Genomic DNA, 22,481 nt, shown 5'->3' with positions numbered 1-22,481 from the left:
ATTACGAGTTATGTGTTTTCTCAGAATTTTCTACAAGTCTATTAATTTCTGCAAGTTCTTCAGCGGTAAGATCTCTCCATTGACCTACCGGAAGATCTAGGGTTACATTCATAATACGATTTCGCTTTAAGCGTACCACATCATAATTTAAGTATTCACACATACGTCTAATCTGACGATTGAGTCCTTGGGTCAAAATAATTTTAAACTTAAATCGGCTCACACGTTCTACTTTACATTTACGCGTTACGGTATCAAGAATAGGCACGCCATTACTCATTTGTTGAATAAAAGAAGGCGTAATTGGTTTATCTACGGTTACTTCGTATTCTTTCTCATGATTATTACGAGCCCGTAATATTTTGTTGACAATATCCCCATCATTTGTCATAAATATGAGCCCTTCACTGGGTTTGTCTAATCGACCGATTGGGAAAATACGCTTAGGGTAATTGATGTATTCTATGATATTATCTTTTTCTACACGAGTATCTGTCGTACACACAATACCAACAGGTTTATGGAATGCGAGATAGACAAAATCTTCTTTAGGTGTAGACACAAGTTCACCGTCTACACGTACCTCATCACCCGATATAATTTTAGTCCCCATCTCTGGAATCTTCCCATTGATAGTGACACGACCTTGGTCTATGAGTTTATCGGCAGCTCTTCTTGAGCAGTATCCCACTTCACTTAGATACTTGTTAATACGTGTAGTCTTCTGTTCTTCCATAGATGGCAAAATTAAGAGAATTAACCCGCATTATACAATAGAAAGTCTATTATACTTAGAAGAAGCTTCAAAATATACTATTGCACTAGTTACCCAGTCAAGCTGAGTACAGGTTTTGAGTTTACCGATAACGATGCTATGCTAAAACTCAGAAAAAACTATATTTTATTGCTTCTTCAAATCTCATCATGAAGTTCTATAGCATAATGTGGGTTTAAATAAGTAGGAGTTCGCTTTCGCGAAAAAATTAAAATCCCGTACTTTGCCATTCTAATTTTATACTATGGGACTTACCAACAATGATATCTTTAAAAAACTACGTGTAGCACATAAACTACGCGATGATGATATCGTAAAGATTTGTGAACTTGTTGATTTTAAAGTTTCAAAAAGTGAGCTAGGTGCTATTTTTCGTAAAGAAGATCATCCAAAATATATGGAATGTGGCGATCAGTTTTTACGTAATTTCTTAAATGGATTGATTATTCATTTACGTGGCCCTATGCCTCCGCCTAAGAAGAAGCCTACTGCTTCATAAATATAATGAGTACCTATACTGTCTTATGGAAAAATGAAGTAATTGGTCAGTTAACGAGTGCAACTCTGGATATGTGGTATTTGGAAGGTACATGGGTGCCAAATACGACACAACTTTCTAAAAACTTTACAACACTAGTATCCTCTTTTGATGCAATGTCTGTTATTACTGATCCTACCATGGGAATTAGAGCATTATTAGAAGATCAAAATTCAAATCAAACTCCTATAGTTGTCATATCACTTGAAGAAAAATGGAAACTATCAGTCAGGCTTGTAATCAATGAGCCTGCTATTGAATGGCTCATTCAAAATGTTCCAGAAGATAAAGAATACTGATAGTAACTTAACTAATGTTTGCTTTTATACGCTTTCGCGAAAGCGTACCAAGCCATTTTAATATTTAAGTTCTCTTAATTCGAATCTTAGCCTTCTTAAGTCGGACATTATTTAATTTTTCAATCAGTTGATCACTTACGGTTTTATGTACAGCGATAAATGCGTCGTGTTGTTTAAGTTCTATAACCCCTAATTGATCTTTGGTAATCTCTCCTTGTTTAAAGAATAACCCTGCAATATCTCCTTTCGAAATTTTGTCTTTGCGTCCTCCCGTAATTTGTAACGTATCCCAGATAGAAGATAGCGGTGTATCTTGATCTAAAAGATATTCTTCTTCCATCGTAGGCATAAAGTCTGGTAAACGCTCATTACGCCAGTGTAAGACATACGCGACACCATCGTTATGCATTCTAGCGGTACGACCATTACGATGCGTAAACTCTTCTTCTCGGATAGGTAAGTGATAATGAATAATAAATTTAATATCTGGAATGTCAATACCACGCGCTGCTAGATCTGTTGCTAGTAATAATTGATGTGTACCGTTTCTAAATTTTAATAAAGATAATTCCCGATCACGTTGTTCCATACCGCCATAAAATGTACCATGTGCAATACCATATTCTGTTAGGTATTCACTGATACGTGCAATCGTATCTTTAAAATTACAGAAAATAATTCCAGGCTGATTTCCTAAATGACGTAAGGCTTTCTCTAGCGTAGCGAGTTTATCTTTTTCAGGAGAAACCATGGCTTTGATTTCTAATTTAGAACTCCCTTGATGTAGGTAGTCTACCGTAACAGGTTTTTCTAATGCTACAAAGGAAGGGATAGAAATCCCTTGTGTAGCAGACGTTAACACCTTTTTTGAAAGTTGAGGTAAATAACTAATAATCTCTGTCATCTCACCCTCAAAACCAACTTCTAACGACTTATCAAATTCATCTAATACAATGGTTGTAAGATGGGCTGTAGAAAAAGTATCTCTGCGTAAGTGATCTGCAAGTCTACCAGGTGTTCCAATAAGGATTGCAGGCCTATGTTTGATAGCTTGTCTATCAGTATTAAATGATTGCCCTCCATACGCAGCATGTATTTTATAACCAGTTCCCATATTACGAGCGACTTGTTCTATTTGTATTGCGAGTTCGCGAGAAGGCACTACAATCAATAATTGTACTTCTTGGATACTAGGATCTAGCTCTGCAATAACAGGTAATAAGAAAGCAAGTGTTTTTCCAGTTCCAGTAGGAGAGAGGAGTACCACTTCTTTTGATGCGTGTATAGCTAATTGAGCAGCTTCCTGCATTTCATTAAGGGAATCTATACCAAGTTTGGCTAATATTTGCTGCTGATTTTTCTGATGGCTTATCATAGCGCAAAGGTAGTGCGAATAACAGAGTTACCATAATAGATTCTAGCGTACTTTAGTGCCCAACATAAAAGTATACAGACATAAAATGACAAAAGCTTCCTATCAATACAAAGACATGAAAAATAGCATGGTTAAATGGTATTCTTTTAATGCTATATAGTATAGCGCCTACTGTATAAGCAATACCCCCTCCAAAGAGCCATTGTACTCCTAAAGGATGTAACTTTTCAACTAATGGGGTATAGGCAAATACAATAAGCCATCCCATAGCTACATATAAAATGGTTGATAAAATATCAAAACGTCCTGTAAAAAATAGCTTTAAAATAACGCCAAAGATGGCAATTCCCCAAGTGATACAAAAAATAATGAGTCCTGTGTTCCCTTCTAAAGTTACGAGTGTAAATGGTGTATAAGTACCCGCAATTAAAATATAAATAGCCGCATGATCAAAGATTTGTAATCTAGCTCTTCGTATTGGGTTTGTAGCATTGTGATAGATCGTAGAGGCAAAGTATAGAATACAAAGGCTTAGACCAAATACAATAGCGCTAATGGTATAGGTTCTTGTTACGCTTTCGCGAAAGCATAAAAAGCCTAACCCAATTAGGCTTGCAACAAAGCCTAGACCGTGGGTATAGATATTCCACTTTTCTTCCAATGGGCTATATGTTGCGACGTCTTTTGGCATTATGATTCTTTCAATAAGAAATCTAATTGTTCTTTCAGACCAGTCACTGCAGCCTCAGGTTGTGACGCAGTATTTCCACTTAAGATCACGCCATTTTCTACAAAACGAACATTTCCTTTTTTATCTATGAGAATAAGTTTAGGAAATGCATTGTTGTTGAGGTCTTTATGGAGATAAGTTGTCGCATCTACTAAATGCTCAAAATGAAAAGGTTTACGTGTTAAAAATCGATCGACTTTATCTTTTGTGTCAAATGTAATGGCGACAAAATTCACTTGCTCTTGATATGTATCTTTAAGATAATTAAGGTATGGAATCTCGGTGATGCAAGGCGGACAGGAGGTAAACCAAAGATTAATCAATGTTACTTTTCCAGTATAGTCTGTATTTGTTTTGAGATGACTCTCAAGGTTTTGTAATTTAAAATCGGGAAGTGGGTTATTAATAAAACGTTGTACCCCAGTATTAATGTCTAAGGGTGCGGTATTAGATTGTGAAAGTACTACTTCTACGTTTTGGATGATAGAGTCTTGACGTACTTGCGTAGAACGCACCTTGTAATTTGCTGTTGTATACTTATAGTTGCCTTGTTCCCCGTAAAGGGTTTCTATGGTTTTTAGCTTTTCGCGAAAGCGTACTTCACTATAGATCTCATCTTGAAACTTATAATAGGTTTCTTGTCCTACTGTCACTTGACAGAGGAAAATTAAAAAGAAAAATATACAGTGCTTCACGGTTTGTTGTATTTATGATAGGTTAGTCCTTTAAAAAATCCATTACAGCGGTTGCGAAAGGTTTTTTTCTATAGGTCGTATTATGATCTCCAGAAACAATTGAGAGTGTTGCATTGGGTAATACTTCAGCTAACCCTTTTGGATGTCCATTATCGGTATCTTGATCTCCAGCAATGACAAGTGTTGTTGTTTTCATTTCTGAAAGCGCTTTTTTAGAAGTAACAGGTTGATAACGTTGTGACCATCCTAATATCTTAAGGCTTGCTTTTCTTGATTTTGCATAGTTTACGGCACCTTCTGTCATGTCGGTGAGTGGATCGAGTCCTAAGAAAGCTCTCTCAAAAATGATACGTCGATCCCAATCTGGATTTGAAAAATCTAATCCCATACCGCCTATGACAGCTTTATGTATTCGCGTATCTTCAGTGAGCCATTTCGCAAGAACAATAGCGCCTCTAGAATACCCTATAGCGATAATAGAGTCTATGTTTAGATGATCTAATAAAGCTTTAAGATCTTTGACCTCTGCATCGTTTTTAAATGCTTTTTCTTCTGTAGGTTTTTCTGAAAACCCATTCCCACGTAAATCGGGTGTTAGTACTCGATATCCTTGATCTAGAAGTTGTTTTTTAATAATAGTACCATTCCAAGAACTTGCGTCATTTATAAAACCGTGTATGAGTATGACAGGCGTTCCTTCTCCTTCATCAAGGTAGGCAATAGTCGTTCCATCAAACGATGAAAACTTTTCTTGTGCTATCGTAGTGGTGAGTATGAATAGACCTATGATAAGGCTATACACAGTGTAATTTCTCATATACATGGGTTATCTAGCTAAGATATAAAAGAGTTTTGGTTTTACTTATTTTTTAAAGGCTTATTACATATACTATGTCTGTCATTATCTCGTTTGTTAAAAAATCATTTTTATGAGATTTCTTCATTTTATATTCTTGTGGTTTCCCTTTGTCGTGTTAGCGCAAACAGAGCATAAAATACGTTTATATTATGAAAATGATATACATACGCTTCATGAAGCTCAGTATAAAAAAATAGATAGTATAAAGCAGCTAGTTATCGCATCTGATTCTTTAGTTATACAGATAGATGGATATGCAAACGCATATGGTACTGATACGTATAATTTGTACTTGTCAAAAAAACGAGCAATGACTGTTGCTACATTATTTGATCAAAATTATGTGATTTATACACAGGGTTTTGGTGAGTTAGAAAGTACTTCTGCAGAGAATAGAAGAGTAGATATTTTGATTTCTAGTTATGTGTTTGAAAAAGAAGATATTTCTAATACTGAAGAGGTAGAGAAAAAAACCACTATTAACGACCTGTCTAATTTAGAAGTAGGTGATAAAGTAGTGCTAAAAGGGATTCTTTTTGTAGGCGGTACAGATCGTATTTTACCAGAAAGCACGATAGCTTTACAAGAATTATTTACGTATTTAAATACACATAAAGAGATACGTATTCATCTGATAGGACATATTTGTTGTCATGGTACTATGGATCCAAAAATAGATGGGATTAATTTAAAAACTGGGAATAAATCTCTTTCTGTAGATAGAGCTAAAGCAATATTCACCTTTTTACTTCGTAGAGGGATAGATGTCTCTAGATTAAGTTATGAAGGTAAAGCCTACTTAGAACCTTTAGGTAAAGGAGATAAATACGATCGTAGGGTTGAGATAGAAATTATAGAATAGTTTATAGATCCTTTCTATACGTTCTCCTACGTTTATGGAGCTCATGTTCGTAGTTTTTCCAAAGCTGTTGTATCGCTTTATTCTCTTCTAGTTCAGGATTGGTTTCTACATCTGTGATCCCTCTATTATTAAATAGATCTTGCATCATTTGAAAGATCACAGCAGTCACCCCTTTATTTTGATACTCAGGATCTATACCAATAAGATAAAATGCCGCCGTACTTGTCTTATTCTTAGCTTTTAATAAATGATAAAAACCAAACGGAAATAACTTCCCATTCGCTTTTTTAAGTGCTTTAGAAAACGAAGGCATTGTGATGGCAAAAGCAACTAAGTTTCCATCTTTATCCTGTACACACTTTATAAAATCAGGATGTACATATTTTAAATACTTTTCTTTGTAATGATCTATTTGATATTGCTGTATGGGTACAAATGTAGAAAGCTTATCATAGGTTTTATTTAATAAACCAAACATCTCATCTACATACGGTTTAATTTCATTTGACGTTTTAAACTGTAAAGGGGTTAGTTCATAACGTTTTGCAATAATGTCAGCAAACTTTTTAACCTTTGGATTTTGCTTGTCTGGCGGATCAATTTTTATTTTGAATTCCACCCATTCAGCTGCTTTTTCAAATCCTAATTGCTCAAAATGATCTTTATAATATGAGAAGTTATACCAAGTAATCATGGTATTTAAGTATTCATATCCTTCAACAAGGAGCCCCGCTTTTTCCATATTTGAAAACCCAACAGGGCCTTCCATATATTCAAGATTGTGTGCTTTTCCTATTTCGTTGACTTTATTAAGAAGCACTTTAGTGACTTCTATATCGTCTATGGCATCAAACCATCCAAAACGCATTTTAGGTTTTCCTTGTTCTTTTACCTCGATGTGATTTATAATAGCACAGATGCGTCCAACGGGTTTACCGTCTTTATATGCTAGAAAGTATTGTGCTTCTGCATTTTTAAATACAGGATTTTTAGTTGGATCCATGCTGTCTAGTTCATCAGCAATGATAGGAGGGACCCAATTTGGTTCATTCTTATATAACAAAAACGGGTACTTAACAAACTGTTTAAGTTCCGCAGAGGTTTTCATTTCTTTAAGGGTAATCATGTAGTCAAATACGTCTGTTTATAAATTATCGCCATCGTCTCCACCATCAGGGTCAACGCTATCTCTTCTCTTCTTTTTATTCTTCTTGTTGATCTTATCTGCTTGTCGCTTAGAAGCCGATTTTTTCTTTTTCTTTCCATCTTCGTCTTCATCTCCACTAGTATCTTCTATTTTTTCATCTTTCTTATGAAGGTCTAAACGCCAAGAAAGCCCCGTAGCGATATTCCATCGTGAAGGCGTGTCTTTAAAATTAATTAAACCACTTACATCTACTTGTAGGTTTTTAGTAATTAGGTAAGCTCCACCACCACGTATTATATTATCTGCATAGAGATCGCCAGTAATTAATTGATATTCTAAGAAAGCAGCAATTTTTGGATTGAATGAATGTGTCATAGTCGTAATCCATGAATATCCAGGAAACTCACTCGTAACTCGATCTGCAATAATATTATTCACCCATACCCAACGGCCCCAATTATTTTGTGTAATAATAGCGATGTTAGGACTGATACCATCTTCTCGTCTCGTATCTAAATCATTTGTAAAATCAAAAACACCTCCTGCATACACTGAAATGGCAGGGATTAATGTTTTCCATTTAAATTTAAAATTATCGTGATAGGAATACAAGTTAGGTTCATCTTCTCCTTTTTTATATGGATCATAAATAAGATACTTTGCGCCTAACTGTAAATTTTCAATACCACTGATTCTTCGTGTATCAGAACTCCCTGAGCTAAAAGCAATATTATTAGATTGGTATCTGAAAAATGCACTGATTTCTAATGCCTCTTTCCAAAAGCCATACCTCAAATCAAGATTAAAACCAGTGATATCAATATCGGTATTTAAAAGACTATGCGTATCATTTCCTAAATCAACACCAGTTTCTGCTTGTATGACTTGCGTTCCTACAGAAAATGCTCCTTGAGATTCTCCAGGACGATTGGAGTTAATGGTCTCAGTATATTGACTATACACAGAAATACTAGCCGTAAGGCATAAAAATGTGAAGAGTCTATGAATCGGTTTGTACATGTTGATTGGAGTTAGCGTTCAAATATATAAGAATTTATCATTTTTTTATGCTTTATTAGGCAGTTGTTATTAATCATAATGCCTAATTTTACTCGATAATCGAGATTTAATGCTCTGAGGTTTGCTCTAAAATTAAAAAATCAGTTTCTTAACAGATGTCTTAATAGGCTTTCCTTAAGCAGTTTTTAACTAAAATTTCAAACAATGCTTTTACTTTCAGCACTAGATGGTTTTTTTAAAACGGTTTTAATCATCGTCTTGGTATATGTAGCACTACGTTTTTTAGCAAAATTGCTATTACCGTATCTTATGCGTTATATAGCAATGAAAGCTGGACAAAAAATGGAGACTGCTTTCAAAGGATTTGGAGGATTTCAAGACCAAAACACACCAGAGCCACAGCCAGTTGAAAAAAAATCTAAAAACGTAGTTGGAGAATATATTGATTTTGAAGAAATTGATTAATTCTTTATACGCTTTCGCGAAAGCGTACCCCATAGTACTCACCATTATTTATTAACACTAATCTTTAAGATGTAGTAGCATACTGTAGTGTATCTTCGTCTTTTTTCTGTTATTTTTGTTTGTATACTTTAAGCCATTTATATGAATTTTCAATTCAAACGTTTCTTACCACATCTTTTTGTTGTTTTTGGATTTATAGTCATTTCATTACTGTATTTCAATCCTGTGTTATCAGGTAAAATGATTTATCAGAATGATATCAAGCTATACGAGGGTATGGCAAAACAGCATAACGAACATAGAGCAGAAACAGGAGAAGAAACTTATTGGACCAATGGTGCGTATGGGGGTATGCCTACCTATCAAATGGGGGCTAAGTTTCCGCATGATTATATGGATAAATTGGATAAGCTGATTCGGTTTTTACCGCGTCCAGCCGATTATCTGTTTTTATATTTACTGAGTTTTTATGTATTGATGCTCGTAATGCGTGTACCTTGGAAGTATGCTGTTATTGGCGCATTGGCTTTTGGACTTTCTACCTATCTCATTATTATTATTGGCGTGGGGCATAATTCCAAAGCGCACGCGATTGCTTATTTTCCTTTAGTATTGTCGGGTATTATACTCACCTTTCAAAAGCGATATCTCTGGGGTTTTATACTCACTGCTGTGGCGATGGGGCTCGAAGTGCAAGCAAATCACTATCAAATGACGTATTACCTAGGACTTGCTGTGGTGATTTTAGGTATTGCGTATCTGGTAGATGCGTATAAGAAAAAAGAAGTACCTCATTTTTTTAAATCAGTAGGGGTATTAATCGCAGCGGTGTTATTAGGACTGGCTACCAATGCGACGACCTTACTTTCTACAGCCGAGTATGCAAAAACCAGTATACGAGGGGAGAAGTTATTACAACCTAAAAATACTCTTGGTGGTGAAAAAAGCGACGGATTATCTTATGACTATATCACAGAGTATAGTTATGGGAAAATGGAATCGTTAAACTTGCTTATTCCTAAATTATTTGGAGCAGGGAGAGCATCCGATTTAGGAAATGAATCCGAGCTTTATAATAAATACTTGCAATTAGGAGCTTCTCCTTCAGAGGCAAAATATTATTCAGGAGTTCCGTTGTATTGGGGAGAACAACCTTTTGTAGAGGCACCTCCGTATCTAGGGATTACAGTCGTTTTTATGGCGTTGCTTGGTTTATTGTTAGTTAAAGGCCGTTTACGATGGTGGTTGGTAGGAGGAATGGTCCTTTCTCTCATGCTAAGTTGGGGAAAAAACTTTGAAGGACTTACACGCTTTTTTATCGATTTTGTTCCGTTTTATAATAAGTTTAGAGCGGTATCGAGTATTCAGGCAATTTTAGAATTACTTGTCCCGATTGCAGCTGTTTTTGGACTCTACCGATTCCTGAATGATAAAGAAGATCAAAAAGAACGTCTTAAAAAATTATACATTGCTTCTGGAATTTTAGGAGGCTTGTGTTTATTGTTTTACTTGTTTGGCGGGAGTTTATTTGACTTACGATCTTCTAGAGAAGCAGGCATGGCCGTAGGAGAGCAGGCACCTATTTTAGAAGCAATTAAGGAAGATAGACTCAATGTATTAAAGAGCGATAGTCTACGCTCTTTTCTATTTATTATTGGTGTTGCGGGAATATTATGGCTCACTTTTAAAAAGAAAGTATCAGAAAATATAGCGATTGTTCTTATTGGACTTTTTGTGGTAGTAGATTTAGTCGCTGTAGATAGACGTAGTGTTAATGAAGAAAACTTTATTTCTGAAAGAGAATACAGAGAATACTTTGTGCCAACACAAGTCGATGAATCTATCTTAAATGACAACGGACATTTTAGAGTATTAGATCAATTTAGAGGCTTTAATAATTCACATACTTCGTATTTCTTTAATTCGTTGAATGGCTATTCTGCGGTGCGACCACAACGTATGGAAGATATGTACGATAAAGTATTGAGAGGTAAAATAGGTGTACTAAATATGCTGAATGTGAAGTATGTCATTCAAGATAATGAAGGCAATATGTATGCACAACGTAATCCATATGCTAATGGTCCTGCATGGTTTGTAGATGAGATTCAGACAGTACCCGATTATAATGCAGTATACGATGCATTAGATAGTATAGATACTAAGAAAACAGCTGTTGTTAGAGAAGCATATCAATCTGAATTAGCTAATTATACACTTAAAAAAGATAGCCTTTCTCGTATCGAATTACTAAAAGCAGCACCTAATGAAATGACCTATAAAGCAACCAATTCGCAAGATGGATTTGCTGTTTTTTCTGAAGCCTATTATAAAAATGGTTGGATCGCTACGATAGATGGGCAAGAAGCCCCTATTATTGAAACCAACTATATGTTACGTGGTCTTAAAGTGCCTAAAGGATCGCATGATATTCAGTTTACATTTGATCCTCCTGTCGTTAAAAAAGGAAGTATGATTACCCTTTCTAGTTCTATCATATTGTTACTGATTGTTTTTGGAGGACTCTATATGAGTTTCAGAAAGAAAAACCAACATGTGACTGAAGAAGAAGCATAAACATTCATGTCAAAAAAAGTACTTATCATTTGTTATTACTGGCCTCCTGCTGGAGGACCAGGTGTACAACGATGGCTTAAGTTTGTAAAGTACTTATCTCATTTTGATATTGAACCTATTGTTTATACACCAGAAAACCCAAATTATCCTATTGTAGACGCTTCGATGCTTGATGAGGTGCCTGATTCGGTAACGATTATTAAACGTCCTATCAAAGAACCGTATCGCTTTGCGAGTATACTTTCGCGTAAGCAAACCAAAACCATTAGTGCTGGCATTGTTCCTAAGAAAGCCAAGCAATCTTTTATACAACGCTTATTATTGTATATACGCGGTAATTTTTTTGTGCCCGATGCGCGTGTAGGTTGGGTACAGCCCTCTGTTGCGTTTCTAACGGAGTATATGTCTAAGCATGCTATAGATACTGTGATTACAACAGGACCGCCACACAGTATGCATTTAATTGGTTTACTGCTTAAAGCGAAAATCACCGCTGGAGGCTCTAAAACAATACAGTGGATTACCGATTTCAGAGATCCTTGGACGACGATAGGGTATCATGATAAGCTGAAGATGACTGCTAAAACGAAGCAGAAGCATAAGAATCTAGAACGAACGGTATTAGAAACCGCCGATCATGTGATTGTGACGAGTCAGACGACAAAGAAAGAGTTTAGTGCGATTACTCATAAACCAATTACAGTAATTACCAATGGTTTTGATACAACACCTACTGAAGAGGTTATCGTAGATACAAATTTTACGATATCTCATATAGGCTCTTTATTATCAGATAGAAATCCTATAGTGCTCTGGAAAGTATTAGCAAAATTGGTAGAAGAGTATGATCAGTTTGAGAAACACTTTGAATTAAAACTTGTTGGAAAAGTAAGCCAAGAAGTGATAGATGCTATTACAAATCACGGACTAGAAAAATACCTTACACTTGTTGGATATGTTTCGCATCAAGAAGCGATCACATTACAGCGACAAGCGGCTGTATTGTTACTTATTGAAATTGATGCCGAAATCACCAAAGGAATTATTCCTGGGAAAATATTTGAATATTTAGCAGCCAAACGTCCTATTTTAGGAATGGGGCCTAAAGATGCAGATGTAGGTGAGATTATTACTTCAACTAAAAGTGGGTATTACCTCAATTACAATCAAGAAGAAACATTAGAGAAGGTTTTAATAGCGTTATTTGAAAACTATAGCGTTTCTAATAATACTCAGAATAATAGAGACATTATTTCAAAATACCATCGTAAAGAATTAACCAAAACGTTAGCAACACTTATACATAGTTTATAATATGGGCATTGTTATTAAGCAATCTTTTAATAATCTACTTACAACCTATCTAGGGTTTGCAATTGGTGCGCTTAATACCTTATACCTGTATATCAATTTTATGTCTGAGACCTATTATGGTTTGGTAAGCTTTATCGTATCTACGGCTATGATTTTAATGCCTTTTATGGCATTTGGGGTTCAAAATACCTTGGTGAAGTTTTATTCGTCTTATAGTGATAGCGAACAAAGTGTATTTTTAAATTGGATGCTTTTATTGCCGCTGGTAGTAGCAATTCCAGGAACATTTATTTGCTTCTTTTTTTATGAGCAGATAGCGTCATTTTTAGCTACAAAAAATGCTATTGTTTATGAATACGTTTGGTATATATTAATTATATCGATTTCTTCTGCCTATTTTGAAGCCTTTTTTGCATGGTCAAAAGTACAGTTTAAGACCATTTTTGGGAACTTTATGAAAGAAGTATTCCATCGGTTAGCAATTACGGTTCTCCTAGTACTATTGGCTTTTAATAGTATAACGATAGACACATTTTTAATATTTCTTGTGTTCGTATATGTATCTCGTATGCTGATTATGTGTTTATATTCCTTTTCTTTAAAAAGACCAAAATACATTCGGCATACGCTACGAAGTATTAGTAATCCTAACAAACGTCCTCAAGGCTTTACTTCTATTGTGAAGTATACCATGCTTATTATTATTGCAGGTTCTGTAGCAAGTCTATTATTGGATTTAGATAAGTTTATGTTAGGCCTGTTTGAAAATATAGAGAATGTTGCTTTCTATTCAGTGGCTATTTATATTGCTACCGTGATTGCTGTTCCCGCGAGAGCGATGCACCAAATTACCTATCCTATGGTAGCTCAAATGCTTAATGAAAAACGCTACGACGATATGCGTAAACTCTATCATAAGAGTTCGCTTACCTTGTTTGTTATAGCTTCCTTATTGTTTCTATTGATTACGTGTAATTTGGCTAGCTTATATGATATGGTGACGGCTAGTTATAGAAGCGGACTTTATGTGGTCTTGTTTATAGGTGCTGCAAAGCTATTAGATAATTGTCTGGGCATTAATAATGCGATATTATACAATAGTGATTATTACAGAATTATTCTTGTATTAGGGGTGGTGTTAGTGGTGATCGCCATTGTATTGAATACCATTTTTATACCCATATACGGTATTAATGGTGCTGCGATTGCTACGTTTGTAGCTTCGGTGCTCTATACGCTATGTAAGATAGTTATCGTTTATAAGAAGTTTGAGATGCAACCGTTTACGAAAGGCTCTTTTAAGACACTATTATTATTAATTGCTTTCTTTTGTGGTTTTTACTTTTGGGACTTTTCGTTCTATCCTTTTGTAAACATTGTTGTCAAATCTGTACTATTAGGTATTGGGTACCTGTTGGCTATTTACTTTTTGAAAGTTTCTGAGGATGTTACGGGAGCGATAGATGGGGTGTTGAGAAAGAAGTAAGTAATTTAATTATTAGTTAGGTGAAAAAAGATCTATAAAAATAAAACGAGCCTAACTATTAAGTCAAACTCGTTTAGTTTTATAGTATTCTATTTATTAAAACCCAACTGTTAAATCCATATTGTCACTGTACTTTACACCAGTAATTCCAGCTTCTTTTAAATTTTTAAAAGGGGTATTTGTATTTTTCTAGTTCTTTAAATTTTATACCAGTTATATTAGCCTCTTCAATTGCTTGTCTTAATTCATCATTGATCACTAATACATGTTCAACTTCTTTTAGTCTAAATGCAATTTGATTTTCTAACTTAGTATAATCTACAACCATCTTATCAATTTCTATTATTTCACCATTTGATATCTGTAAAAAATCTGATTTATCATAATCCATAGCAGATTGTAAGTTAAGGAAATTCATTAAAAAATATTTTTCATCTATTTTTTTATTTCCTTCAAATTCAACTTCAAAAAACTCAACTTCATTATCAATAAATTTCTCAAAAACATTTTTCATTTTTTGGGAAATAACTTTAAATCCAAATTCAGAAGCAGGATAATCTGTAAGATTATTATATTTTGTTTTAAATATTAAATCAGAAGGATTTTTAATTATTGATTTTAAACTGGTTCCAGTTTTAAATGAATCGCTTTCTGGTTTTTCAGGATCTATTTGTTTCGGAACCTTTTGATCAATTAAGATTAAATCTTTTTGATCGTATTTTCTTTTTATAGTATAAAATTTCTGACTCATTATTAATGATTTAGTTATCAAATATACTATCCAAAGGTGTGCCTTTTTCTAATTTTTATGATACTATTTATTAAACACAAAGCTCTACCATTATTAAATGATAGAGCTGTTATTAAAATAAAAATTGAAATTATTTATTCTATATCTATAAGTTTATAACCAGTTATATCATTTTCATTAAATAATGTTGCTATTTTTTCTGACACATATATATCAACTGGAAAATCTTTTAAATAAAAAATATCTTTATTAATAGCACCTTCTTTAAAAACTAATTTATCAATTCTTTTAATTTTTTCGCTATTATTATAAGTTCTGTATTCAGATTTATCAAAATCTACACAATCTAAGATATCTAAAATATTAAGGACCCAATATTCTGTATTACTATTTAAGTTCTCTACATTAGTAGAAATAAATTCGAATTTATTAGATTCAGGTAATGTTAAAAGTAATTCTTTAACTTTTTTTGATATAATGGGTAAAGCAGTTCCTCCCATAATGAAATCTTGAGGTTTGCCAGATTTATTCTCTATTACTATTTTAGGATTTATAGTAGGACTTAATTTCACTCCGCTATAAAAACGCTGCTTTAATTCTTCAGAACATATAAAATCTTTTATCCCTGCATCACCAGTATTTTTATACTTAACTAGCTTATAATGTTTCATTTCAAATTTTATTTATAACAAATCTACTAAATTGTAATATTGTTTATTTTCTGCTTAATAGAAAATTAAATTATCTATTGAATTAATTATAGTTTTGAGACTTACGCTGCTCCCGCCAGTTTGTAACTGGTGGAGACTTGAGTAAGAAAACTAATTTATATAAAAGATTGATATTATAATATGATCTATTATATAGTTTTACTAGTTTGTCTAAAATACAAAAAGCTATGATGTTCAATCATAGCTTTTTATTTATAGTCACTTTTATTTTAAATACTCTTCTTACTACCAGTTGTAAACTGGCGGGAACGGGGGTACTACATGGTGAGCTTCATATTTAGATACGAAATACAAGAATTAATTACATAAAAAAGACTGTCTTTTTAGACAGCCTCTTCTAATATCTTACTCTTTTAGCATAGTTTTAAAAATCTTCATAAAATTCTGTTTTTAATTTAGCCCTTTCAAAATCGAATCCAGTTAATCCTTCATATTCTATTTTATTTTTTAGGCGTTCAGATATTAAAGTGGTATAATCTAATTCAGATTGAAACAAATCAGTAGATCTATTTAGAATAACTCTTATAGGCTCTAATTTAAATTCTCCATTAGTCTCAAAGTAGGTTTCTCGTGTTTTATCTGCTAAATCTCCTAAAGAATTAAATTTGATATTGTTTTCTTTTATAACTGGGTTATAGGCTGTGTCTTCAATAACTCTAAAAGTAGAATTTTCAATATTTATATTTTTCGATGTAGCTATAATGCTTAAAAACTTATAGCTATATTTCTTTTGTTTATTTGTAATTGTGCAATCTAAAAGTTTACTTTCTTCAATATTGAATTCTTTTAATAACTCGGCGAAACGATTACTTATAAAATATCCATTTTGTCTAAAAAAAGAACTACTCATTAAATCAGTCATTATAGCATTATTGTGAGCTTTGAACACAGTCATATCTATATTACTATTTATATGATCTGAATCACCTCCTCTATATAAATCAAATCTTTCCTTATCATTATTTTTATTATCAATAAATTCTTCTATTTGATAATTTAACTCTGTATTATATATATTGCCAACAATCTTTAAATCAATTGAGTATTTTAATTTGTAAAAATTGATTTTATTCATATTTCTGTACACTATAAATTAATATCATTTAATTTTATTTTCTGATCTAAAGGTAATGATTTGTTTATTTCAATCAGTTTATCAATTTCCTTATTTATATTTTTTGCAAAATTATTCATAAATACTTTTGCTTCAATTTCAGTTACGTCTTCAAATTTGGACTTTCTTAATATCTTTTCTCTATATACCTTAAATTGCTCTTCCATTTTTGTTAATACTTTATCTGTATATTTGGGATGACTAGCATGAATACCATCTTTTAATTCATCTATTTTACCACTAAATAGCTTTACCCATTTACCATTAACTAATCCATTAAAATCAAAACCACCATCAACTGCTTTTTGTAATATTTTTGATCTTTTTAGTAGTTCAACAGGCAATAAGTGATGTGCTTGATGAAATTTACTAGGTGCTTTTCCTATAGATTTTGCTAATTGCCCCCTGTTTTTAGTAGCTTTTGCTGCTTCTTCTCCAATTTCTTTTGCTAATTTTTCATAATCAATAGCTTCTGCTCCTTGAATCATTTTTTTCCTAACAGCATCATCCGTTTCATCAAATAGTTTTGCAAATTCTTCTTGATTTTTTGCTAAACCATCTGTGTTTTTTGAACTTTCAAATAAATCATCTACAAAACCACTTTTCTTGTTTACACCACCTATCAATATCCCCTCAATTTCATCTCCACTTTCAGTAACAAACTTTCCTTTATCACCTACTTGTTTACCTCCTTTATTTTTTGCTTTTTCAGAAAGCAATTTTTTAAACCAAAAATCATCTGCTTGTATAAATTTAATATGGAGTTTTATAATCTTCTAATGGTTGGAATGAAAGACCATTATAATCCTCTAAAACAATTTTTACTTCCTCATTTACAATTATTCTAGAACTAATTTCTTTTTCTCTAAAAATACAATGGTTATTAATTTTTTTAGGATCTAAAACTATTTTCTTTATTTTATCTATAATATCCCATTCTTCGAATACGGTAAAATCAGATAAAGTATGGTCCATGGCATCGACTTTATTTAAGATATTTATAGCGTAATAACCTCCTATTTTTTTTCCGTTACTTATTAAATCAATAGGAAAAGCTTCTAAATTTGAATCTAATTCAAAAAGTTTATTTTTTAATTTTTCAGAAACAGTAAAAACCATAGTATCTATTAGATCAGTTAGAACTCCTTTGGTTTTACTATACGATTTAATATATTGAATTTCACTATTAAGGCTTTTACATTCTGTAAGAACATTGGCTAATTCATCAATATTTGATTTATATGAATCTATATAAATAGTATCAATTTCTAAATCTATATTTAAAATATAATAACTCATTATTATTAGTTAGTTATTTTTATACCATCACTTAGATCTTTCATAAGTTTACTGATATAAATATTTATTTCAGAGTTAAATTTTTTAGCCATTAACTCTTCAGCTTCTATAATACTTCTACCTGTTTTTTCGGAAAGTTGTTTTACACTTAGATTAAATCTTTTCTGCATATCAAATATATCCATTTCTCTTAGTCGAGAATAAAGTTTATGATTATCCGAATGTACAGAATATTTCTTTAAAGATTCTAGTTCTTCAATAGCTTTTTTAATTTCTGATGTAGATGCATCTCCTAAATGGAATTTTTTTCTAATGTCATTTAAATCAAAGTTTTCTACATCTAAGTTTTTAAGTAAATTATTTAAATCTAGACCTGGTAATCCAATACCGTTTCGACCCATATCATGTACGTTAAAACCTAATTTTTTAAAGAAAACATCAAATTTCCCTAGATTTCCTGAACTTGACGGAATTACATGATGTACTCTAATAAACCTTTTTGCTAATTCACTTACTTTAAATCCATCATTTTCTAATAGTTTAAAGAAGGCATTCCTATAATCAGGTCTTGGTGTTCCTCCAAAGATTCTATTTCTTCGTTGCTCAAATGTTTTTTTATCTAATTTTTTAAACTCGTCAATGTTTTTTGTTGCATCATTTGGGTCTAGCTTCTTAACAAAGCTACTTCCTGTTAAATCTGTACCATCAAAACCTTCTGTTTTATTTCCAACAGGAATATCTTTTTTACCTATCAGTATTCCTTCTTCTCCATCTATATTGACTTTCTGTCCTACCTTTTTCTTTTTTACATCTTTTGGATCTACATGTTTTACTGTACCACTTGCCAATAACACCCATGGATTAATATGTCCTTCTAGTTTAAAGCGTTTACCAGAACGTGTAATTCTAAAACGATCAAAGCCTAATCTTTTTAATAAGACTCTTCCAGCAGATTTTAAACTCTTAGCACCTTTTACACTGCCGCGTTTTACGCCTTGTAATACAATCTTACCATTTTTAACAGCACGTCTAGATCCGTTTCTAGTGACAGCCAATAAACGTTTTCCATTTTTAACTTGCCCTTTTACAAATCCTTTAGTTCCTTTTACAATGGCTTTTTGTGTTGTTTTAAGCCCTCCTTTTGCCGTTTTTAATCCTGCTTTTGCAGCCTTAAACACGCCTTTGGCTCCGAACATAAGCGCAAATACCAATTCAATAATTAATATCGCAAGTCCACGTGCCATACTCTTAGCACCACCTTTAATATCATTATCCCATGCTTTGCTTAAATAGTTTTTAAAGTGTTTTCCTAATTGGAATAACGCATCGGCAGCAAAGAATACAGATAGAATATTCAGTAATAGTGGTAAGGCTGCAAGAATGGCTCCACCTGTCAAGATATTTGCTGCTATTAAACCAGCAACACCTAATACTAAAGCAGCAATAATCCCTATTTTATTTTCAGCCCACCATAGTTTAACAGCATCTAGCATCGCACCAGCAGCGCCAGAAGCTCTTGCTTTTACAGATTTATAAGGGCCTACCCATCCGCTTTCTTCTTTATCTTTTGGTGTTAAGGAGTTAATGTACTCTGTAGTAATGAATGGTGTTTGTGTAGCAGTTGCATCATCTATCGTTTCAGAATCAGGTGTATTGCCTGCTTTTACCGCAGCTATACCATTGGTATCTGCTGTGGTAGATCCAATTTCTACAGGTACACCATCTGGCATAGCTGCAATCTCAGCTAATAAAGCATCATTTAACTGTAAATCGTCTTGTACAGGTACATCAAAATCTGATGCTACATAACTTTCTTTATCAAAGATGCTATCATCTATATCATTGGTTGTTGGAATAGTGGTTTCTATACCACCACCTTGTGCAGCAAGAAGATCATTCTTCTTCACATCATCCATTGTTAATCCAAAGACTTTTGGAATTTCATTTTCTAATGGCTCTTCTACATCTTGTCCTAATAATTCACTTGCCATTTGTGGGAAGAAATGATCTGGTGATTCTTTGGCAGCACTTCCTAACCAACCTATTTTCTGAATAAGTTTTAGAGCACCAACCGTAATGGCTTCTAGTACATCTAATACAGCATTCATTACCTTTTGATATACTGCGAGTACAGCGTCTATTACTCTTCCTACCGCATCTAATAATGCATGTACCGTTTTCTCAAGGGCATCTGCTACTTTATTGATGACTTCAATGGTTTGGGCTACTTTTTTATCAATAAAGGCATTGAATTTTTTGGCTGTTTCTGGGAACATAAAGAGAGCTGCACTTACCACAGATTTTGCAATTTCTCCAAACGCTTTTACAGCTTTGATCGCAAAGTCTCTTACGGCATTGATAATACCAGAGGCTTTTTCTTTTGCCCAGTTGACAAGGCTCTTTACAGCAGCTCGTAACTTATCAAAAATGAAGTTGACAGCTTTTTTGATTTTATCAAATTGATCACCTATCCAATCAATTGCGCTATCAAACCATCCTTTTTCTTCTTTTTCTACCCCTTCTTTCTCTTGCTTAGCCACATCTTCATCAGCTTTTTTGGTTTTAGCTGCAATATCTTTATCGGCTTTTGCATACGTGTCTGCTATTTGTCTATTTCCTTCTGCTTGTTTTTTAGTAATACTTGCCTCATTCTTAGTTTGCTCTTTAGCTAGTTGTATCGAAGCATCTTCTTTGATCTTCTGATTTTCGGCTTGCCAGTTTTCTTTTTGGTTGACAACTTCTTTTTGGCCTTTAGTACGTTCTAAACGTTGTGTTGCTTTGGCTTCTTCGGTAGCAGCCATCATATCTTGATGATGCTTATTCTTTTCTGTAGTAATGTTTTGGTCTTTTTCAGTGCCAGCCATTTGCATATCTTGTTCAGCAGCAGCAATCTCACCTTGATAACGTGCTTGTAATTCTTGATTGATATTTGCTGTTTCTGCATCATCAAAACTTGGCATCTCTGTATGCTCTGAAAGTAAGCTTTGACGTTGCTCTGTAAGCGCTGTTTTAATGGTAATCTTCGCTTTCTTACTAGCTTTTTTAGGAAACATACCACTTTCTCCAAAGTCTTGTGTTGTGGCTTTTTGCGCGTTTCCTAATTCATTGCCTACACTTTGTTGTGCTTTAGCATTATTTGCTTGGATTTGTGCTGGGTTTGACGCTTCATCAAAATTTGCAGCAGGTTGTGCACCAAGATCTGATTGTGCAGCTGTCTGAACGTTACCAAGGTTTTCTCGAGACTTTTGAATATCTTTTATAAACGCACCTCTTTTTGTGGTTACTTTTCCAATAGGTACTTTTTTGGTTTCCTTATCAAGGCTTTTTGTTGCTTTATCAGTCGCAACTTTCTTTGCTGTTGTTGGGGTTTTAATGGTTGGTGTTTTTCCTTTGGCAACTACTTTTGGTGTTGGTTGTTTGGCTTCAGATGCGGCATCTATCCCTGTTGGAATGGTGATTTCTTCCATTCCTTCTTGTGCCTTATTTAGCTGATTTTGTTGTGCTTGTGTAGCTGCGGTACTTGCTTCATTCATAGAATCAAATAGCTGTAAAGGAGGAAGCTTTGTTACACTTCCTATGGCTGCTTCTGGAGACGAATTCTCAATCTTTAGTTTTGGTTTGTCTTGAACAACTTCTCTCTCCTTTATAGCTTTGATAGCTGCTTTATCAGACGCATCTTCTTCTACAGTAGTAGCTTCACTCTTGTCTTTAGTTTCTTCGGCTATTTTACGTGTAGGAGTATTGGTTTTATTTACCAATTGGATAAACGGATCATTATCCAGAAGTTGTGTAATAGGATCATTTTCTAAGAGTTGTGTAATAGGATCTTTTGCAATGAGTTGTTGAAACGCATCTCCGCCAGTTTCTGAACTCGTTGTAGTTGTATTGTCTTGAAGCCCTGTTCCTGTATTTGTAGTCTCTGAATTTCCAACATTAGTAATCCCGTCTGTTTTTTCTGGTGTTTGAATATCAGATTGTACGGTACTTTCCTTTTTTTCCTTTTCTACTTCAGGATCTGGTTTTAGTTTAGATGTTGGTTTTACAGCTTTTGCTTGCGGTACTACTTTAGGTCTTGGCTTAAATTCGTACATAGATGATCTTTTTATTACACTTTAAAGGATCATTAGATGAAAATAGACGCTTTTTAGAAAGCGCCTATTTTGCATGTAAACAACCCCAATATTTACATATACTTCGCTACAAATATGGGGTCTTATATGCTAAATTTAAAGTTTTAAGAAGGGTATGATCCGTAGTTTCAGTGGTTTGTGTTTTCTGCTGAAAGGACTGTTTTTATGGTACTTTATACGCTTTACCGTTTCACTCTCCTTGCAGTCGTGAACCTGCCTGCTGGCAGGCAGGTCTCACAAGCTCGATTTATCGCTTTGCTCTCCCTATGGTCGTGAATCTCGCAAGCTCGATTTATCGCTTTGCTCTCCCTATG

20 protein-coding genes are annotated in these 22,481 nt (G+C 33.6%); 7 read left to right on the top strand and 13 right to left on the bottom strand.

The window, feature by feature from the left end; genetic code table 11:
• Position 1 precedes the first annotated feature (1 nt).
• Positions 2-736 (bottom strand): 23S rRNA pseudouridine(2604) synthase RluF, encoded by a 735-nt coding sequence (rluF, locus tag Q1A60_RS20065; protein WP_299769076.1) that lies wholly within the window; start codon positions 734-736, stop codon positions 2-4.
• Positions 737-1,019: 283 nt separating this feature from the next.
• Between rluF and Q1A60_RS20060 the strand changes: the two genes are divergently transcribed.
• Positions 1,020-1,274, top strand: a complete 255-nt coding sequence (locus Q1A60_RS20060) for a DUF1456 family protein (RefSeq protein WP_299769074.1) — start codon at positions 1,020-1,022, stop codon at positions 1,272-1,274.
• A 5-nt stretch (positions 1,275-1,279) separates the two neighbouring features.
• The gene (locus tag Q1A60_RS20055) at positions 1,280-1,612 is read left to right on the top strand and encodes a hypothetical protein (RefSeq protein ID WP_299769071.1); all 333 of its coding nucleotides are present in this window, start codon (positions 1,280-1,282) and stop codon (positions 1,610-1,612) included.
• Positions 1,613-1,676: 64 nt separating this feature from the next.
• Here the strand turns inward: Q1A60_RS20055 and Q1A60_RS20050 are convergent, their stop codons facing one another.
• Genes Q1A60_RS20050 through Q1A60_RS20035 form a run of 4 tightly spaced genes read right to left on the bottom strand, consistent with a single transcriptional unit; the run spans position 1,677 to position 5,229 of the window.
• Entirely contained in the window at positions 1,677-2,987 is a 1,311-nt protein-coding gene (locus Q1A60_RS20050; RefSeq protein WP_299769069.1) for a DEAD/DEAH box helicase, read from the bottom strand.
• A 52-nt stretch (positions 2,988-3,039) separates the two neighbouring features.
• Positions 3,040-3,678, bottom strand: coding sequence for a hemolysin III family protein (locus tag Q1A60_RS20045; protein WP_299769067.1), 639 nt, complete (start codon positions 3,676-3,678; stop codon positions 3,040-3,042).
• Positions 3,678-4,412, bottom strand: a complete 735-nt coding sequence (locus tag Q1A60_RS20040) for a TlpA disulfide reductase family protein (protein WP_299769065.1) — start codon at positions 4,410-4,412, stop codon at positions 3,678-3,680. The genes Q1A60_RS20045 and Q1A60_RS20040 overlap by 1 nt, the downstream gene beginning before the upstream one ends.
• 22 nt (positions 4,413-4,434) lie before the next feature.
• On the bottom strand, positions 4,435-5,229 hold the full coding sequence (locus tag Q1A60_RS20035; RefSeq protein ID WP_299769063.1) for an alpha/beta hydrolase: 795 nt from the start codon (positions 5,227-5,229) through the stop codon (positions 4,435-4,437).
• Between the two features lie 112 nt (positions 5,230-5,341).
• Between Q1A60_RS20035 and Q1A60_RS20030 the strand changes: the two genes are divergently transcribed.
• Positions 5,342-6,133, top strand: coding sequence for an OmpA family protein (locus Q1A60_RS20030; RefSeq protein WP_299769061.1), 792 nt, complete (start codon positions 5,342-5,344; stop codon positions 6,131-6,133).
• A gap of 1 nt (position 6,134) precedes the next feature.
• Here the strand turns inward: Q1A60_RS20030 and Q1A60_RS20025 are convergent, their stop codons facing one another.
• Together Q1A60_RS20025 and Q1A60_RS20020 are read right to left on the bottom strand one after the other, a co-directional pair.
• Entirely contained in the window at positions 6,135-7,259 is a 1,125-nt protein-coding gene (locus Q1A60_RS20025) for a GTP cyclohydrolase (RefSeq protein ID WP_299769059.1), read from the bottom strand.
• Between the two features lie 18 nt (positions 7,260-7,277).
• Complete coding sequence (locus tag Q1A60_RS20020) at positions 7,278-8,300, bottom strand: transporter (protein ID WP_299769058.1); 1,023 nt, start codon at positions 8,298-8,300, stop codon at positions 7,278-7,280.
• 204 nt (positions 8,301-8,504) lie between these two features.
• Between Q1A60_RS20020 and Q1A60_RS20015 the strand changes: the two genes are divergently transcribed.
• The 4 genes from Q1A60_RS20015 to Q1A60_RS20000 all read left to right on the top strand — a co-directional run bounded on the left by Q1A60_RS20015 (position 8,505) and on the right by Q1A60_RS20000 (position 14,142).
• On the top strand, positions 8,505-8,765 hold the full coding sequence (locus tag Q1A60_RS20015; protein WP_299769056.1) for a DUF4834 domain-containing protein: 261 nt from the start codon (positions 8,505-8,507) through the stop codon (positions 8,763-8,765).
• 141 nt (positions 8,766-8,906) lie between these two features.
• On the top strand, positions 8,907-11,342 hold the full coding sequence (locus Q1A60_RS20010) for a YfhO family protein (RefSeq protein ID WP_299769055.1): 2,436 nt from the start codon (positions 8,907-8,909) through the stop codon (positions 11,340-11,342).
• A 6-nt stretch (positions 11,343-11,348) separates the two neighbouring features.
• Positions 11,349-12,656 (top strand): glycosyltransferase family 4 protein, encoded by a 1,308-nt coding sequence (locus tag Q1A60_RS20005; RefSeq protein WP_299769053.1) that lies wholly within the window; start codon positions 11,349-11,351, stop codon positions 12,654-12,656.
• Between the two features lies 1 nt (position 12,657).
• Entirely contained in the window at positions 12,658-14,142 is a 1,485-nt protein-coding gene (locus tag Q1A60_RS20000) for an oligosaccharide flippase family protein (protein ID WP_299769051.1), read from the top strand.
• 166 nt (positions 14,143-14,308) lie between these two features.
• Here the strand turns inward: Q1A60_RS20000 and Q1A60_RS19995 are convergent, their stop codons facing one another.
• From Q1A60_RS19995 to Q1A60_RS19970, 6 genes are all read right to left on the bottom strand, one after another.
• Positions 14,309-14,893: a DUF1629 domain-containing protein gene (locus tag Q1A60_RS19995; protein WP_299769049.1), complete on the bottom strand. Its 585-nt coding sequence runs from the start codon at positions 14,891-14,893 to the stop codon at positions 14,309-14,311.
• Positions 14,894-15,027: 134 nt separating this feature from the next.
• A complete protein-coding gene (locus tag Q1A60_RS19990) occupies positions 15,028-15,564 on the bottom strand; it encodes a DUF1629 domain-containing protein (protein WP_299769048.1) in 537 nt (178 codons plus the stop codon).
• Between the two features lie 424 nt (positions 15,565-15,988).
• The gene (locus Q1A60_RS19985; protein ID WP_299769047.1) at positions 15,989-16,699 is read right to left on the bottom strand and encodes a hypothetical protein; all 711 of its coding nucleotides are present in this window, start codon (positions 16,697-16,699) and stop codon (positions 15,989-15,991) included.
• A gap of 11 nt (positions 16,700-16,710) precedes the next feature.
• A complete protein-coding gene (locus Q1A60_RS19980; protein ID WP_299769046.1) occupies positions 16,711-17,457 on the bottom strand; it encodes an AHH domain-containing protein in 747 nt (248 codons plus the stop codon).
• Positions 17,458-17,491: 34 nt separating this feature from the next.
• Positions 17,492-18,037, bottom strand: coding sequence for a DUF1629 domain-containing protein (locus tag Q1A60_RS19975; RefSeq protein ID WP_299769045.1), 546 nt, complete (start codon positions 18,035-18,037; stop codon positions 17,492-17,494).
• Positions 18,038-18,042: 5 nt separating this feature from the next.
• Positions 18,043-22,128: a hypothetical protein gene (locus Q1A60_RS19970; RefSeq protein ID WP_299769044.1), complete on the bottom strand. Its 4,086-nt coding sequence runs from the start codon at positions 22,126-22,128 to the stop codon at positions 18,043-18,045.
• Positions 22,129-22,481 lie beyond the last annotated feature (353 nt).

The sequence above is a fragment of the uncultured Dokdonia sp. genome (assembly GCF_947492535.1).
GTDB lineage: Bacteria > Bacteroidota > Bacteroidia > Flavobacteriales > Flavobacteriaceae > Dokdonia.
The sequence above is the reverse complement of the archived record's forward strand: the minus strand, read 5'-3'. Positions and strand labels throughout refer to the sequence as shown.